This is a genomic window from Lacrimispora sp. 210928-DFI.3.58, assembly GCF_020554865.1.
In the GTDB taxonomy this organism is placed as follows: domain Bacteria; phylum Bacillota; class Clostridia; order Lachnospirales; family Lachnospiraceae; genus Enterocloster.
Genome location: NZ_JAJCIC010000004.1, coordinates 54,457 through 70,067 on the forward strand (window position 1 = coordinate 54,457; position 15,611 = coordinate 70,067).

Genomic DNA, 15,611 nt, shown 5'->3' on the forward strand with positions numbered 1-15,611 from the left:
CAATTTTCTTCTTTTCAAAACGCAATAATTACGTTATAATATACATCAGAACACAATGGGATTCAGAAATGAGATCAAGAAAGGAGCCGCCTATGCTGGCACAGCAGCGTCATACGATCATATTAGAATTACTAGATAAAAATGGGACAGTCTATACTTCAGATCTTGTAAAGAATTTTCAAGTATCCTCAGAAACCGTCAGAAAAGATCTCGCCTATCTGGAGCAAACAGGGCATCTGGTCCGGGTCCATGGCGGGGCTGTCCCCCCAAAGAGTAGACAAATGGCGGTTGAGGAAAATGCAACCGGTATTGCCAGTGAATATATCTCCCTCCAGACACGTAATTCCCAGCACATGAAGGAGAAAGAAGCGATCACCGATCATGCCGTCTCACTGGTAAAGGAACAGCAGGTCATTGCACTGGATTATGGCAGTACCAGCCAGATGATCGCAATGAAGCTTAAGAAAAGCTTCCAATTCCTCACAGTCATAACCAACTCCATCCAGAATGCACTTATTTTGGCCGAATGCCCGAACTTTACCATCATATTGATGGGCGGTATCCTGAGCAAGGAAGAGTATACTCTCAGCAACGATTTTGCCCCCATCTTGGATTTTCTCCATATTGACCTGCTCTTCATGACCGTAACCGGTATTGATCCGGTGATCGGCCTTACGGATCAGCGTATAAATGAGGCAAAGATCCAAAATCAGATGCGCCAGTCTGCCACCCGCACCATCGTCTTAGCCGATTCCAGCAAATTTGGCAGATGCAGTCTTGCAAAAATCTGCTCTTTGAAAGAGGTCGACGCCATCATCACTGACAGCGGCCTCTCTCCTTCCATGGCCCAGGCTGTCCGCGGCTCCGGTACAGAGCTGGTACTTGTGCCGGCTGGTAAGACCGTCCAGTGACAGGATCGAAAAACGGACGGCAGTGATCTGCCGTCCGCTATTTTTACTCTTATGCCTCACTCTGGAAACGCGCTGCCTGTTCTGCGATCAGTTCCTTATCCTCAAAGTAATTGATCTTCATCGCTCTCTTCATCTCAGCCAGGGTCTGGGCAGCCTTCTTCTGGGCCTTGATGCTGCCCTCCTCCAGGATCCGGTAAACTGCCGGGATATCCTTTGCGATCTCCCTGCGGCGCTCGCGGATCGGACGGAGCTCATCCTGGATCACATTGTTGAGGAACTTCTTCACCTTCACATCACCCAGGCCGCCTCTTGTATAGTGGGCCTTTAACTCATCCAGGTTCTTATATTCCGGAAGGTATTTCTCGAAATGCTCATCCCTGCAGAAGGCATCCAGATAGATAAAGACCGGGTTTCCTTCCACCTGTCCCGGATCCTGCACACGAAGATGATTGGGATCTGTGAACATGGACATGATCTTCTTCTTTATCTCCTCCTCGGAATCAGACAGGTAGATGCAATTTCCAAGGGATTTGCTCATCTTTGCCTTGCCGTCAATGCCCGGAAGGCGCATGCAGGCCTTATTGTCCGGAAGCAGGATGTCCGGCATCACAAGGGTCTCGCCGTAGACTGTATTGAACTTGTGGACGATCTCCCTTGTCTGCTCGATCATAGGAGCCTGATCCTCTCCCACAGGTACGGTAGTTGCCTTAAATGCAGTGATATCAGAGGCCTGGCTGATGGGGTAGGTAAAGAAGCCCACCGGTATGCTGGTCTCAAAGTTGCGCATCTGGATCTCTGCCTTTACCGTTGGGTTGCGCTGAAGCCTGGATACGGTGACAAGATCCATGTAATAAAAGGTCATCTCACACAGCTCAGGCACCTGGGACTGGATAAATAAGGTGGATTTTGCCGGGTCAAGACCGCAGGCAAGATAGTCAAGCGCTACCTCTATAATATTCTGACGCACCTTCTCCGGGTTGTCCGCATTATCTGTAAGAGCCTGGGCATCTGCGATCATAATATAGATCTCGTCAAATTCACCTGAATTCTGCAGCTCCACCCTGCGCTTTAAGGAGCCAACGTAATGTCCTACATGGAGACGCCCTGTAGGCCTATCCCCGGTCAGTATAATTTTTCCCATTTGTAACTATCCTCTCATTCTTCTATCAGCAGCCGGATCCGGTCAGAATCCCGGACTGCACAATTTATTCTAGCATACTCCAAAGACGGTTTTCTGTCAAGAATCACAGACCGGAGTTCCGCGTTTCGCGTTTTGTATCACGGCTGACAGGGGGAGGAATGGTGCGACTTTGCAGGACATTAGAAGCACTTAGGCAGCTGATTTTTTCGTTCAGAGCAGTATCAATGATTGTCTGAGCACAGCGAGTTGCATTGATGCTGCTCTGGCCTTTAGAAAAAATCAGATGTCTTGGTGCTTCTTATGTCCGAAACCGGAGCATCCATCCCTCTCCCTGTCAGGCGCGGTGCAAAACGCGGAAGCTCCAGTCACAGAAGGCCTTCCCCCCGCATTACCTTCTCAAACTGCTTTGGCAGAGGGGCCAGAAATTCCCGGCCGGACAGATAATCCAGGGGCGAAGCCACGTGTTCCGGCATCACCAGCTTCCAGGAATGGAGCAGCTGGGATTGTACCCTGTAGGTGCGTTTTACTGCCTCATTCAGCCGGCTGTCGCCATATTTAAAATCCCCCAGGATCGGATGTCCGATGGAGGCCAGATGTGCACGTATCTGATGGCTGCGCCCGGTGATCAGTGTCACCCTCAAAGGGGTCACTCTGCCGTTTCCTGCAAGGGGAACATATTCTGTCATGATGGGCACGCTTCCTTTCACCTCAATCGGGAATATCTCCACCTGATTGGCGGCCTCATCTTTCTTTAGGAATCCGGCTATCATCTGCTTTTCCTTAATCTCGCCCTTTACCAGACACTGGTAATACTTGTGGATGCTTCTGTCCTTGAACACCTCATTCATGATCTGAAGCCCCTGAAGGGAGGTCCCCGCTACCACCAGGCCGCTGGTATTGCGGTCTAAGCGGTTGCAGATGGAGGGCCGGAAGGTTTTCAGCTGGCTGATGGGCAGGTGGCCGGAATCGATCAGATAATCCAGGATATGCTCATTTAAGGAGGTATCCGTATCCCTTGCCTTCTGGGAGAGCATTCCGGAGGGCTTGTTCACAATGAGAATATTTCTGTCCTCATAAATGATATCCAGCCTGGGCTTTCTAGAACCCCCTTCCTTTCTGCCTATCCCTGCGGGATCCGAAACAGAGGGCTGGACCGGCGCAGCTGCCAGGCTGACCGGCCTTGAAAATTTCTCTATGGTCTCATCTGACAGGAAAAACTTAATCTCGTCCCCCTCCTTTAAGCGTTCCGAGCCATCGCACTTCCCGCCGTTCAGTGTAATATTTTTCTTTCGCATCATTTTATAAAGAAAGCCCTTTCCTGCCTGATCCAGGTATTTGGAAAGCAGCTTATCCAGCCTTTGCCCTGCCTCATTGGGGGTGACCATCAATATCTGCATGCGGCATTCTCCTCATCTCAAGTCATTTTCTGTCTCTGCTCCAACCTCTGTCTTCGGTGCATTTATCCATCCTGTCCATGACAGATAGAAGAAAGCCATGGGGCGCCTCCTTGCACAGCAGCCTAAAGCCCTTCATGGATATCCCATATACCGAAAGACCGCGGCCCATGATGCTGTCCCTCAGGGCCTTGGCTACCACCCGTCTGGGGTTTGCCATGAACATCCTCTTATAAAGGGGCATTTCCTTTGCCGTCTCCGCAACATCGAAGAACTCTGTCCGCACAGGACCAGGGCATACGGCTGTCACATAGATCCTGCGGCTCTTCAGCTCCTGGTTCAAGGCCCTGCTGTAGCTCAAGACATATGCCTTTGTGGCAGCATAGACTGCAAAGCCTGGCTGCGGCAGGAAGGCTGCACTGGAGGCATACTGGATGATACGGCTGTTTTCCGGCATATAGGGAAGGACCATTGTGGTGACTGCAGTAAGTGCTTCGCAGTTTAAGCGCACCATATCCGCCTGGTCTGTGACCGAAAGCTCCCCGACATTTCCGATCTTTCCAAAGCCTGCGGCATTGACAAGAAAGCGCACCTTCGGACAGATGGCCCCAAGGGCTTCTTCCAGCTTCTGAAGCTCCTCCCTGTCCATCAGATCCAGCGGGAATTTCCGTATGGGTACTCCTACCATCCCCTCCAGCTCATCTAACCGCTCCTTCCTTCTGGCAACTGCCCAGATCTCATCCAAACCGTCAAAATGCTCCCACAGCTGGATAATGGTCTCTCTTCCCATTCCAGAGGAAGCCCCTGTTACTAACGCGATATTCATATGGTCTCCTTTCGCTGCCGTTTATAAATGCGCTGTATCGGTTCTTCTGCTTCGTCCTCTTGTGGACATGCGATATCGTCCTTCCTTACTTCGGCTTCTTGTGAACGTTCCGGATCGTGCGTCCACGCTTTTTCCCTGCCTCCGGGGCTGCCGGTCCATGGCTGCTGCGGCCTGTGTCGCTGCGGTTTGTGCTCCTTTGCTCTTCCTGTCCGCTGCGATACCGGCCCACGGAATTTTTCTTCCTGTTCTCTCCGCGTCCTGCTGTCTGGCCCTTTGGCCCGGCTCCGCCGCTTTTTCCTGCCGTTCCCTGATATTCTCCATTTCTGGGACGTATCAGACATTTCTTATCATATCCGATCAAATCTGTCCGGCCGGCGATCCTCAGTGCCTCTGCCACCAGCTCGTAGTTCTTCGGATTCCGGTACTGTATAAGCGCTCTCTGCATGGCCTTTTCATGGGGATTTACCGGCACATAGACCTGCTCCATGGTGCGGCAGTCGTAGCCTGTGTAGTACATGCAGGTGGAAATGGTGGAGGGCGTAGGATAGAAATCCTGCACCTGCTCCGGCATATAACCCAGATCCCGCAGGTATTCCGCCAGCTCCACTGCCTCCTTCATGGAGGAGCCCGGATGGGAGGACATGAGGTAGGGCACCAGGTACTGCTCCTTGCCCAGCCTGCCGTTCATTTCCTTATATTCTTTCACAAACTGGCGGTATACGCTGTTTCTCGGCTTGCCCATCCTCATAAGGACCTTGTCCGCCACGTGCTCCGGCGCAACCTTCAACTGGCCGCTTACATGGAATTCACACAGCTCCTTTAAGAACTTCCTGCTGGAATCCGCCAGCACATAGTCAAAGCGGATTCCGGAGCGGATAAAGACCTTCTTCACCTTTGGAAGGGCCCGCAGCTTTCTCAGCAAAGCAATGTAGTCCGAATGATCTGCCCTTAAGTTCTTGCAGGGCTCCGGAAACAGGCACTGTTTATGGGGACAGGCTCCCTTTGTCAGCTGCTTTTCACAGGCAGGGAAGCGGAAATTTGCCGTGGGGCCTCCCACATCGTGGATATAGCCCTTAAAATCAGGCTCCTCTGTGAGGAGCTTTGCCTCCTCCACCAATGACTCATGGCTTCTGGCCTGGATGATCCTCCCCTGGTGGAAGGTGAGGGCGCAGAAGCTGCAGGCACCAAAGCAGCCCCGGTTGCTGATCAGGCTGAACTTGATCTCCCGGATGGCCGGAATGCCGCCCGCTTCCTCGTAGGAGGGATGGTAGTTCCTCATATAGGGGAGGGCGTAAACCTCGTCCATCTCCTCTGTGCTCAAGGGCTTTGCCGGAGGATTCTGCACCACAAACACCTTTCCCTCATAGGGTTCTGCCAGCCGCTTGCCGGAAAAGGGATCCGTGTTGCTGTACTGGACAAAAAAGCTTTTTGCGTACTCCTTTTTATCCCGAAGAAGCTCCGTATAGTCAGGAAGCAGCTCATAGTCGTAGACAGACTCCAGACTCCTCGTCTTGTACACAGTGCCCTCAATAAAGGTAATGTCCTTCACATCCAGCCCGCTGTCCAGGGCATCCGCGATCTCCACAATGGAGCGCTCTCCCATGCCATAGGAGATCAGGTCTGCCTGGGAATCCAGAAGAACGGACCGCTTCATTTTATTGGACCAGTAATCATAGTGTGCCAGGCGGCGCAGGCTTGCTTCAATGCCGCCGGCGATGATCGGCACATCCTTATAGACGGACCGGATCAGGTTGCAGTAGACCGTCACCGCATAATCCGGCCTCTTCCCCATGACTCCTCCCGGAGTATAGGAATCCTCCTTCCTGCGCTTCTTTGACACCGAATAATGGTTCACCATGGAATCCATGTTCCCGGCTGAGACAAGAAAGCCCAGCCTGGGCCTTCCCAGGATCTCGATACTCTTTTTATCCCTCCAGTCAGGCTGGGCAATGATCCCTACCTTATATCCATGGGACTCCAGAACCCTGGAAATGATAGCAGTTCCAAAGGAGGGATGATCCACATAGGCGTCTCCTGAGACATAGACAAAATCACACTGCTTCCATCCCCGGATGCTCATATCCGCCCTGCTTATTGGTAAATAATCATGTATCATTCTTCTGCTCCATCCAACAACTCAAAATAGTCCGTAATATAATCATCTGCCAGGGCCCTCTTTTCCTCCCGCATTTCCTCTGAAAATTCATCCTCCACGGCAAATACGGTCATTCCTGCCCTCTTGCCTGCCAGGATCCCCGCAGGCACATCCTCAAACACAGCGCAGTCCTCCGGCCTTTCACCCAGGCGCTCTGCCACGTACAGGTAGACATCCGGCGCAGGCTTTCCTGCCGCCACCTCGCAGGCAGTGGCGATCACCTGGAAATACTTCCGTATATCAAGGGAATCCAGAACAGCGTCCACCATGGCCCAGCCGTTGCTGGTGGCGATCCCCGCCTTGATGCCCCGGCTCGTGATATGCTCCAGAAATTCCCTCGCTCCGGGCTTTAGAGGAACCTCGCTCCTGTATTTCTCAATGGACATCTCCACCCAGGCCTGTTTGATCTCCTCCAGTGAATCCGGGATCCGGAAATGCTCCTTAAAGTACACGGCCGTCTCGGAAAAGCTCATGCCCTCGATCTCCTTCTGCAGCTCTGCCGGGCATGGAAGACCATACCGGCCCAGATATTCAATATCAATGGCCTTCCACATCCACATGGAGTCGATCAATGTACCGTCCAGATCAAAAATAATTGCTTTTTTTCCGTCTAACCTCATCGTATTTCTCTCCGTTTTTTCTATATCCGCTTCCGGGCACGCCTGGAAGGCAGGCTCCTTTCCTCCAAATGAACCAACAGAATATCACACCGGCGGCTCACTCCGTTCTTCCGGTGACCCGCTCCAGGGCCCGGATCTCATCCCCGCTCAATGGCCTGTACTCTCCCGGTTTCAGCTTCTCATCCAGCACAAGGGGCCCCATAGAAAGACGTTTTAAGTAAATGACCCTGCATCCCACAGCCTCAAACATGCGCTTTACCTGATGAAATTTGCCCTCGTGTATGGTAAGTGTGACCTCCTGGCCCTCCAGGCGCTTTAATACGCCCGGAAGAGTCTTTGTGCCGTCCTCTAGCACGATCCCCTCTGCCATCTGTTTCTCGGCATCCTCCGGAAGACGGCCCTCCAGCCTTGCAAGATACGTCTTGTCCACATGTTTTTTGGGAGAGAGGAGATCGTGGGCCAGGGCGCCGTCATTTGTGATCAGCAAAAGTCCCTCCGTGTCAATGTCCAGACGCCCTACCGGGAAAAGATCCTTCCTCACCGCATCCCCGATCAGGCTGATCACTGTGGGAAAATGCCTGTCCTCGGTGGCAGATACCACGCCCTGAGGCTTGTTGAGCATGTAATACTCTGTCCGCGCATACCCAACCGTCACGCCGTCCAGACTCACGGTATCCTGATCCGGGCGTATCTTCTGGTCCGCCGACTTCACCGCCTCTCCATTTACCTGTATCCTGCCCTTTCTTGCAAGCTCCTTTGCCTGGCTTCTGGTCGCCTGCCCCATCTCTGCCAGGAATTTATCAAGGCGCATGAGCTCCTTCTGTTTTTTTCCTCCTGCCATATCCCATCCTTCTATCCTTTACCGGGCCCGCACAGGCTCTACTGCCACCGCCATCCCGGATAATATTTGTTTTTCAGCGTCATGCCGTTTCCCTTTGCCCAGCCCAAAGAATAACCGCAGTAGGTCACAAGGCACCAGTCCTTTCTCGTCCCTTCCTCCCTCTGAAGGGAGATCGTCTCTCCCTTCAGATACCGCAGCACGCGTTCGTCTCCCTCCGGCAGGTTGAGGACATTGGGATATTCTCCTTTTTTTAACGCCATTGCAAGGGCCTGGGAGGGCTCAAACCTGCCCTTTTTCAGTTCTCCCAGCAGGAGGCCTGTGCGCAGGAAGCGCAGGGGCAGTCCCTGCTCTAAGCCCCGGGGCAGATAGTACACCTGATCCTGGACAACAGAAAGCCTTGCCTCCTCCCAGCAGACCGCACAGGAGTCCAAAAATGCTGCCAGTTCAGGAAGCTTTTTCAGATCAGGCGCTATCTTCCGGCTTTTTCCTGCGGCTTCGCCTAGAAACCGGCCACCCTTCTTTCCTCTTCTCAGCAGGCATTCTTCTCTCTCCAGCGCTTCTCTTACTAAAGTCCCTTCAGACGGCTTTCGGTCATTTACAGTGTCCGCGCATTCTATTGCCTCTGTTCTCGCTTTTCCTGCCCCATTCCGAAACGCTCCTTTTTTCCTCAGCAGCGCCAGAAAATGTCCTTCTCCCCTTACCTTATGGGGAAACAGCCTGATACAGCCTGGAAGCCCCACGCCGTCCACACCTCCCGGCACCCGTGACAGCTTAAGGGGGACCAGCTCCATTTCCGGGTATTCTGACAACAGAAATTCGATGTTTTCCTCATCCTCCATCCGTGAAAAGGTGCAGGTGGAGTAAAGCAGCATTCCTCCCGGCTTCAGCATGGAGACTGCCTGTCTTAAGATCTCCCTCTGTATGGGAGCGTAATAGGAAGGGCCATGCTCCTCCCAGTCCTTTATCATATCCTCGTCCCGGCGGAACATTCCTTCGCCGGAGCAGGGCGCATCCACCAGGATCTTATCAAAAAACAGGGGCCATATCTTCGCAAGCTTGCCGGGCTCCTCGCTGGTAACACAGATATTACCTGCCCCCGTAAGCTCCAGGTTTTTAAGAAGGGCCCTGGCCCTGGAATAGCTGATGTCATTTGAGACCAGCATTCCCTCTCCCTTAAGCTTTGCAGCCAGCTCCGTGCTCTTTCCTCCCGGAGCTGCGCACACATCAAGCACCATATCACCGGGCTCCACCGGGAGCATGGCTGCCGGGGTCATGGCGCTGGCCTCCTGGAGATAGTAAAGGCCCGCATAATAACATGGATGCTTTGACGGCCTTGCATCACTTTCCAAGGCAGGGCTGTCCGGCTGGCTGCAGGCGCTTCCCGGCTCATAGTAAAACCCATTATCCGTCCATGGAACAGGCTCCAACTTCCAGGGTACCAGGGCCTTCAGTTCCTTGGGGGACAGCTTTTGCGTATTCACCCGAAGCCCCGGCTTCCATGGCTCCTTAAAGCTCTCTCTATATAACTGGTACTCCTCCCCCAAAAGCCCCTTCATTTCCTCCAGAAAGGCCTCTGGAAGCTGCCTGATGTCCGTCATCGCCTTATTCCCCATTCTCCTCTAACACCTGCATGCTGCCCATCCGGCGGCATCACCGATTATGAAAGTCGGATTGCTCCGCACTGCTGGCAGTTCTACGCTCCGGTTGGTGCCGGACCAGTGCCACAGGCACGCAGTCCGCACAGCCGCTTAACAACACTTTCATAGTAAAATTAAGCCTCCTGGCATTCATACAGGAGGCTTAAAGCTTCTTTCATTATACGGAAGGCAGAAACGGATGTCAAGCAGTTTATTCTTGCGTTTCCGCATGCTAATAGTCAAACACAAGCCTCCGCCCCTTAAGCCACCGCAGTATCCAGTAGGGATTCACACTCATTTCCTCATAATGGTCTGTACGGATATAGATGCCCACATGCAGGTGGACTTCAAAGTTCCCGGTGGTTCCTTCTGTCTTCCCATAGCCAGTGTCGCCCATATAGCCTAAGAGCTGTCCTGCCCTGACACGTTCCCCTTCCTTTAGGTCACTTGCATAGCCATAGAGATGGGCATAGTACAGATAGGCTCCCTTAGGAGCGCGGATGCCGATCCGCCAGCCTCCCATTTCCAGCCAGCCGATTTTTTCGATCACTCCATCGCTCATGCTGACAACAGGATAAAAACCTCTGGGGCGCTCGCTGCCCATGATATCGCAGCCCTCATGGCGGCGCCCCTCCGTATTTCCATCATCCATTTCTCCTCCGCTCATATAACTCCTGCCATCCATCCAGCCGTCCTCAAATACCACATCCGGCGTATCGGCCCTGATACTTGCCGGGATCGGAAAATATGTTAAGTCCTCCAGCACCGTCTCATAGGCCCCCTTTAGCTTCCGATAGTCCGCAGGCCTTGCAGCCATAAGCCTGTTTTTATGGCAGTCCAGGCTTTCAAGCTCTCTCAGGTCATAATCATGCTCCACCATAAGGGCCGTCAATGTCTCCATATCCGCGCCCTTTGCCATATCGCCCAGTCTCATGGACCTGAAATCATCGCTCTCCCAGGTATAGGGCCCCAGCTGGTAATAGTCGGGATTGGAAGAAAGATAACTGACTAAGGTTTCCTGAAACAGAGCCAGGACCAGTATCACAGCCATGAGAAACATCCCGCCTCCTCCTCTTCCCCTGATCATCCGGTTCAAAGGCATAGCCCGCCGCCTTTCACAATATATTGATACAAATCCATTCTATTCAGGTGGCTATGAAAAAATCCATAGGAGGCATCCTGTCTGTTCTCTGCCTGCTCTTACTGCTGTTCAATCCCTCCCTCGCCCTCACAGGAGCCCGGCAGGGCCTGCTTTTGTGGGCTGATGTGGTGCTTCCCACCCTCCTGCCTTTTATGATATGCTCCGGGATCATCGTCGCCCTGGATGCCATTCCCATACTCACCGGGCCCTTTTCCCCTTTTCTTTCCGGCTTCTTAGGCCTCTCCGGTCAGGGAAGCTTTGTTTTCATGAGCGGCCTTCTCTGCGGCTATCCCATGGGAGCGAAAACGGCCAGTGATTTTCTGGACAGCGGGCGGATCTCCCGTGAAGAGGGACAATATCTCCTGGCGATCAGCAACCATCCCAGCCCCATGTTCATCTTAGGATATGTGATGGCACAGATCAGGGCTGTCTCCGGCCTGTCCCCCGAATGCCCTCCTTGGGCCGTGGCGGCCGCCCTGTATCTCCCTGTAATTCCCATATCCATGGCAGCCCGGCCCATTTACCACGCCGGCCGGCCTGCTCCAAAGCGCCGCAATACCAAAGCGGCCTTTCCAAATACCAATGCTTTGTCAAAAAGCCGGACCACGTCCGGCCGACCTGCCCAAGCTTCCGCAAATGGAAAATTTCACAAAAGCCTGAGATCCCAAAGTGCCTTCAGCCAGCCATTTTCCTTTGACGAACACCTCATGAGCTGCTTTGAAACCATGGTAAAGATCGGAGGTTATATTATGATATTTTCCATTCTGGCAGTGTATTTGGCAGTGCTTCCCCTGCCCTTTCAGGAAACCCTTCCTGCCTCCGTTTTCCCCTTTGTCCGCCCCGCCCTTTTGGGGGCAGTGGAGATCACAACCGGCATCCAGGCCATTGCCTCCTCTGTCCCCGGCAGGACAGGTGCCGTCCTCATCGTGGCTTCCGCCGCCTTCGGAGGCTTTTCCGGCATTTTCCAGACAAAGAGTGTACTTAAAAATGCCGGACTGTCCATCCGGCATTATATGCTCTGGAAATGCGCCCACTGCGCCCTTTCCTGCCTTTTCCTCTCCTACTTCATGCCCTCCTTATAGCGCTGCTCCATATCATCCGTCAGCCGCCGGATGCGCTCCTTGATCTTCCGGATATTAGGAGGCATCTTCTCCGGCGGCATGTTGTCATGTACAGCAGTGGTCCCTGCCTCCAGCGCCACCTCATAGAGCCAGCATTTGTACTTTAACACATCCAGCGCATCAAAGAGCTCTGTGATCTGCTCCTCCACTGCCTCCCGCTGATCCATGATGATCTTCAGGCGCTGCGCGATGGTGGCATCTCCCTGGTCACAGAGAACGGTAAAATCCCGGATCTGTTTGATGGACATCCCTGCCCGCTTAAGGGAGGCAATGATAAATAAACGCTCAAAATCTGATTCCTTAAAGATCCTGTTGCCATTCTGATCTCTTTCCACAAATGTCAGCAAGCCCTCCTTGCCATAAAAACGGATCGTGTGGGGCGACAAATGCAGCCTCTTCGCAACTTCACAGACAGTGTAATACATAGGCCCTTGCTCCTCTTCTCAGCATTCGTTCACAAAAAGTTCACAAATCACATAAGAGATACTCTCTTGACTGAGAGTATACTCTAAGGTCTATGATATTGTCAATACACAAGGAGGATATGACACATGAAAAAACGACTGACCTTACTTTCCTATGGGCTTCTTGCCTTCTCCCTGGCAGCCTGCACCGGCTCTGCCAAACCACCGGCTCCATCCGGGGAAGAATCCGCACCAGCTTCCGTATCTGTTTCCTATGCTGTGGGAGATATCATCCTCGCCGATGGCTCTGCAGTGAAACCAGACAGCCTCGCCCTGACAGAAAGCACCAATTTCCCGGCAGCTGTTATTGCAGAAATAAAAGAGGACGGCACTGCCCTGGGGCTGGGAGTTCACAGAAGCTCCGGTCCTCTTCCGTGGACCCCGGACAAGGACGGTGAGGATGCGCCCGTCTCCGCAGATCCCCAGTCTTCTCCTGCCTTTGCATTTGTGGAAACCTACGCGGACACCCATCATCTAAACGGCGCTCTGGCCTCCGGCTGGTATATGCCGGATATCTCAGAGCTGTGCGCAATCTACGAAAACCGCGAAGAGATCAACGCTTCTCTCTCTAAAATCTATTCTCTTGATGAACATGCTGCCATGGATGGACTCGGCACCAATTGGTACTGGTCCTCCACTCAGTCTGAGACTCAGGAGGACTATGGGTGGTTTGTACATTTCTTTAACGGCTATTCCAGCGACTGCCCTAAGAATTTTACGAATCTTCATGTGCTGGCTGTCCGGGCATTTTAGGGAGGCGTCCTATGGTTTTTAGCAGTCTTCTGTTCCTCTTCCGCTTTCTGCCGGCGATACTGCTGGCCTATTACCTTGCTCCCCCTCCCTTGAGGAATCTTGTGCTGCTCCTATCAAGCCTTCTCTTCTACGCATGGGGAGAACCTGTTTACCTGATCCTGATGGTATGTTCCATCCTTGTTTCTTACACCGGCGGCCTCCTTGTCAGCAGGTTCAGACAGGCGGGAAAACAACGGGCAGCGAAGGCTTCCCTTCTGGTATCGTCTGCTGTCAGCCTGTGCCTGCTTGTATTTTTCAAATATACAGATTTTGCCATCAAAACCGTGAACAGCCTGGCAGGGACTGCGATCCCCCTGCTGCACCTTGCACTGCCCATCGGCATCTCCTTTTACACCTTTCAGACAATGTCCTATACCATTGATGTCTACCTGGGAGATGCGGCAGTACAGAAAAATCTCATTTCCTATGGAGCATATGTGGCAATGTTTCCCCAGCTCATCGCAGGGCCCATTGTCCAATACAAGACCATTGACAGGCAGCTTTCCACCCGTAAAGAGACCACAGGGCAGTTCTCCCAGGGCATCCACCGCTTCATCACAGGCCTTGGCAAAAAGGTCCTGCTGGCAAACAATGCCGGCTCCCTCTGGACTGCGGTGCAGGCCTCATCCTGCTCCCATATGCCGATGCTCACAGCGTGGATGGGCCTTGCTGCCTATACCTTTCAGATCTATTTTGATTTTTCCGCCTATTCCGATATGGCTATTGGCCTGGGGTACATGTTTGGCTTTCACTTTTTGGAGAATTTTCATTATCCGTACGTTTCCAAAAGCATTACCGAATTTTGGCGCAGATGGCATATCTCCCTGGGCACCTGGTTTCGGGAATACATCTATATCCCCCTGGGAGGAAACAGGGTCAGCCGCCACAAGCATATCCGGAATATCCTGGCCGTATGGCTGCTTACCGGGATCTGGCATGGAGCCAGCTGGAATTTCGTTGTCTGGGGCTTATACTACGGTATCCTCCTGCTTTTGGAAAAGTACCTTTTGGGCAAATACCTGGCAAAGCTTCCTGCCCTGTTTCAGCATATCTACTGTATCATCCTTGTCATGATCGGATGGAACCTGTTTGTATCCCCAAATATGGCCCAGGGGATTGACTTTCTGAGGGCGCTGTTTGGCATATATGACAGCGGGCTCATTGACAGAGAGACCATTTATCTTTTCTACAATCATGCTGTCCTGCTCATCCTGTGCTTTATGGGAAGCACGGACCTGCCCCTGCGCATAGGAAAATGGATCTGTACAAGGCTTGCAGGAAAAGAGCTCGCGGCCGCGGCTATAAAAAACGTATTTTATACTGCCATTTTCATCCTGTCCGTATCATGGCTTGTGGACGCAACCTTTAATCCATTCCTGTATTTCAGATTCTGATAGGAGGTGTGATAGGAAAATGGATCCGGAAAGAAAAGACCGGCAGCCTCGCATTACGGTCATTTTGTTTCTCCTGCTGATATTCGGCACCGCCGCAGCAACGATTGTAAAGCCTTCCTCCGTTTTTTCGGAGACGGAAAACCGGGTGCTGGCTCAGAGGCCAAAACTGGAAATAGAAGCTGTCATAAACGGCGATTATGAGACTGATTATGAGGAATACCTGACAGATCAATTTATCCTGAGAGACCGCTGGATCGGCTTAAAAACTGCCGTGGAGAGAGGAGTTTTAAAAAGGGAAAGCAAGGACATCTATTTTGCCGGCGACCATTATCTGATCGAGAAGCATACGGGCGTGTTTGACACGCCTCTGGCCAAGCGTAACCTTGAAGCTCTCTCTGCATTTACACAGCAGTACACAGAACAGTTGGGAAGCTCCCATATATCGGTTCTGATCATCCCCAATGCCGTGGATATCCTGTGTGATAAGCTTCCTCCCTTTGCCCCTCCCGGCAGCGGAAGGGATTACCTGGAGCTGCTTAAGAAGGCTCTGCCTGAAAGCGTCTTCTTTGATGCAGCCCATATCCTTGATGACCATAGGGATGAGGAGCTCTATTACAGGACAGACCATCATTGGAAAACGCTTGCTGCCTTTTATGTATATCAGGCCTGGGCCAGGGAAAAAGGCTGCGCCTGCCCTGAACTCTCTGATTATGAGAGAAGGGCCGTTACGGACAGTTTTGAGGGAACGATCCAGTCAAAGCTGGGAATACGGACCGTCAAGGATACCATTGAACTGTTTCTTCCTGAACATGACATTTCCTGCACAATACATCAGGAAAACCTCACGAAAAATGCAATCTATGATTATGCTGCATTGGACGGAAAAGATAAATATGCTGTCTTTTTGGGAGGAAATGAGCCCTTTCTGCGGATCACCACAGCCGCGGGCAATGGGCGGAAGATCCTGGTGATCAAGGATTCCTATGCGAATTGCTTTATTCCGTTCATGCTGGGAGAATTTGAAGAGCTCCATATCCTTGATCTGAGATACAGCAGCCAAAAATTAAGTAAATTGATCCAACAAGAACAATATACCGATCTTCTGATCCTCTATAATGCCTCCGGCTTTGCAGAGGATATCAGTATGACAAAGCTTACAGCCAACCGTCAATAA

Annotated in this window: 14 protein-coding genes and 1 pseudogene; 6 read left to right on the forward strand and 9 right to left on the reverse strand. The window is 52.2% G+C overall.

Annotated elements, in window-relative coordinates; genetic code table 11:
- Window positions 1–92 precede the first annotated feature (92 nt).
- Together LIZ87_RS22825 and LIZ87_RS03940 are read left to right on the forward strand one after the other, a co-directional pair.
- Window positions 93–263: pseudogene (locus LIZ87_RS22825) on the forward strand (DeoR family transcriptional regulator); the annotation flags it as partial.
- Between the two features lie 18 nt (window positions 264–281).
- A complete protein-coding gene (locus LIZ87_RS03940) occupies window positions 282–911 on the forward strand; it encodes a DeoR/GlpR family DNA-binding transcription regulator (protein ID WP_227145535.1) in 630 nt (209 codons plus the stop codon).
- A gap of 49 nt (window positions 912–960) precedes the next feature.
- On the opposite strand, the gene trpS is transcribed toward LIZ87_RS03940, so the two are convergent.
- From trpS to LIZ87_RS03980, 8 genes are all read right to left on the reverse strand, one after another.
- Complete coding sequence (gene trpS, locus LIZ87_RS03945) at window positions 961–2,052, reverse strand: tryptophan--tRNA ligase (RefSeq protein WP_227145409.1); 1,092 nt, start codon at window positions 2,050–2,052, stop codon at window positions 961–963.
- Between the two features lie 365 nt (window positions 2,053–2,417).
- On the reverse strand, window positions 2,418–3,449 hold the full coding sequence (locus tag LIZ87_RS03950; RefSeq protein ID WP_227145411.1) for an RluA family pseudouridine synthase: 1,032 nt from the start codon (window positions 3,447–3,449) through the stop codon (window positions 2,418–2,420).
- 22 nt (window positions 3,450–3,471) lie between these two features.
- Complete coding sequence (locus LIZ87_RS03955) at window positions 3,472–4,272, reverse strand: SDR family NAD(P)-dependent oxidoreductase (RefSeq protein WP_227145413.1); 801 nt, start codon at window positions 4,270–4,272, stop codon at window positions 3,472–3,474.
- Between the two features lie 85 nt (window positions 4,273–4,357).
- A complete protein-coding gene (locus tag LIZ87_RS03960) occupies window positions 4,358–6,388 on the reverse strand; it encodes a YgiQ family radical SAM protein (protein WP_227145415.1) in 2,031 nt (676 codons plus the stop codon).
- Complete coding sequence (locus LIZ87_RS03965) at window positions 6,385–7,047, reverse strand: HAD family hydrolase (protein ID WP_178314481.1); 663 nt, start codon at window positions 7,045–7,047, stop codon at window positions 6,385–6,387. The genes LIZ87_RS03960 and LIZ87_RS03965 overlap by 4 nt, the downstream gene beginning before the upstream one ends.
- Window positions 7,048–7,144: 97 nt before the next feature.
- Window positions 7,145–7,888, reverse strand: coding sequence for a pseudouridine synthase (locus LIZ87_RS03970; RefSeq protein ID WP_227145417.1), 744 nt, complete (start codon window positions 7,886–7,888; stop codon window positions 7,145–7,147).
- 38 nt (window positions 7,889–7,926) lie between these two features.
- Window positions 7,927–9,486: an RsmF rRNA methyltransferase first C-terminal domain-containing protein gene (locus LIZ87_RS03975; RefSeq protein ID WP_227145537.1), complete on the reverse strand. Its 1,560-nt coding sequence runs from the start codon at window positions 9,484–9,486 to the stop codon at window positions 7,927–7,929.
- 271 nt (window positions 9,487–9,757) lie between these two features.
- A complete protein-coding gene (locus tag LIZ87_RS03980; protein ID WP_227145419.1) occupies window positions 9,758–10,612 on the reverse strand; it encodes a M23 family metallopeptidase in 855 nt (284 codons plus the stop codon).
- 68 nt (window positions 10,613–10,680) lie between these two features.
- On the opposite strand from LIZ87_RS03980, the gene LIZ87_RS03985 reads away from it, so the two are divergent.
- Window positions 10,681–11,748 (forward strand): nucleoside recognition protein, encoded by a 1,068-nt coding sequence (locus LIZ87_RS03985; RefSeq protein WP_178314349.1) that lies wholly within the window; start codon window positions 10,681–10,683, stop codon window positions 11,746–11,748.
- Here LIZ87_RS03985 and LIZ87_RS03990 read toward each other — a convergent pair.
- Window positions 11,727–12,212 carry a MerR family transcriptional regulator gene (locus LIZ87_RS03990; protein WP_178314347.1) on the reverse strand — a complete coding sequence of 162 codons (486 nt, stop codon included), beginning with the start codon at window positions 12,210–12,212 and terminating at the stop codon, window positions 11,727–11,729. The genes LIZ87_RS03985 and LIZ87_RS03990 overlap by 22 nt on opposite strands.
- Window positions 12,213–12,338: 126 nt before the next feature.
- Between LIZ87_RS03990 and LIZ87_RS03995 the strand changes: the two genes are divergently transcribed.
- From LIZ87_RS03995 to LIZ87_RS04005, 3 genes are read left to right on the forward strand one after another with little or no spacing between them, the layout of a single operon-like run.
- The gene (locus LIZ87_RS03995; protein ID WP_178314345.1) at window positions 12,339–13,004 is read left to right on the forward strand and encodes an Lcl domain-containing protein; all 666 of its coding nucleotides are present in this window, start codon (window positions 12,339–12,341) and stop codon (window positions 13,002–13,004) included.
- Between the two features lie 11 nt (window positions 13,005–13,015).
- Entirely contained in the window at window positions 13,016–14,437 is a 1,422-nt protein-coding gene (locus LIZ87_RS04000; RefSeq protein ID WP_227145422.1) for an MBOAT family O-acyltransferase, read from the forward strand.
- Between the two features lie 19 nt (window positions 14,438–14,456).
- A complete protein-coding gene (locus LIZ87_RS04005) occupies window positions 14,457–15,611 on the forward strand; it encodes a DHHW family protein (RefSeq protein WP_227145423.1) in 1,155 nt (384 codons plus the stop codon).

Bases quoted from the DNA above. Each gene is read 5' to 3' on its own strand.
- LIZ87_RS03940 (WP_227145535.1), top strand. From the start codon at position 282: ATGGCGGTTGAGGAAAATGCAACCGGTATTGCCAGTGAATATATCTCC.
- trpS (WP_227145409.1), bottom strand. From the start codon at position 2,052: ATGGGAAAAATTATACTGACCGGGGATAGGCCTACAGGGCGTCTCCAT.
- LIZ87_RS03950 (WP_227145411.1), bottom strand. From the start codon at position 3,449: ATGCAGATATTGATGGTCACCCCCAATGAGGCAGGGCAAAGGCTGGAT.
- LIZ87_RS03955 (WP_227145413.1), bottom strand. From the start codon at position 4,272: ATGAATATCGCGTTAGTAACAGGGGCTTCCTCTGGAATGGGAAGAGAG.
- LIZ87_RS03960 (WP_227145415.1), bottom strand. From the start codon at position 6,388: ATGATACATGATTATTTACCAATAAGCAGGGCGGATATGAGCATCCGG.
- LIZ87_RS03965 (WP_178314481.1), bottom strand. From the start codon at position 7,047: ATGAGGTTAGACGGAAAAAAAGCAATTATTTTTGATCTGGACGGTACA.
- LIZ87_RS03970 (WP_227145417.1), bottom strand. From the start codon at position 7,888: ATGGCAGGAGGAAAAAAACAGAAGGAGCTCATGCGCCTTGATAAATTC.
- LIZ87_RS03975 (WP_227145537.1), bottom strand. From the start codon at position 9,486: ATGACGGACATCAGGCAGCTTCCAGAGGCCTTTCTGGAGGAAATGAAG.
- LIZ87_RS03980 (WP_227145419.1), bottom strand. From the start codon at position 10,612: ATGATCAGGGGAAGAGGAGGAGGCGGGATGTTTCTCATGGCTGTGATA.
- LIZ87_RS03985 (WP_178314349.1), top strand. From the start codon at position 10,681: ATGAAAAAATCCATAGGAGGCATCCTGTCTGTTCTCTGCCTGCTCTTA.
- LIZ87_RS03990 (WP_178314347.1), bottom strand. From the start codon at position 12,212: ATGTATTACACTGTCTGTGAAGTTGCGAAGAGGCTGCATTTGTCGCCC.
- LIZ87_RS03995 (WP_178314345.1), top strand. From the start codon at position 12,339: ATGAAAAAACGACTGACCTTACTTTCCTATGGGCTTCTTGCCTTCTCC.
- LIZ87_RS04000 (WP_227145422.1), top strand. From the start codon at position 13,016: ATGGTTTTTAGCAGTCTTCTGTTCCTCTTCCGCTTTCTGCCGGCGATA.
- LIZ87_RS04005 (WP_227145423.1), top strand. From the start codon at position 14,457: ATGGATCCGGAAAGAAAAGACCGGCAGCCTCGCATTACGGTCATTTTG.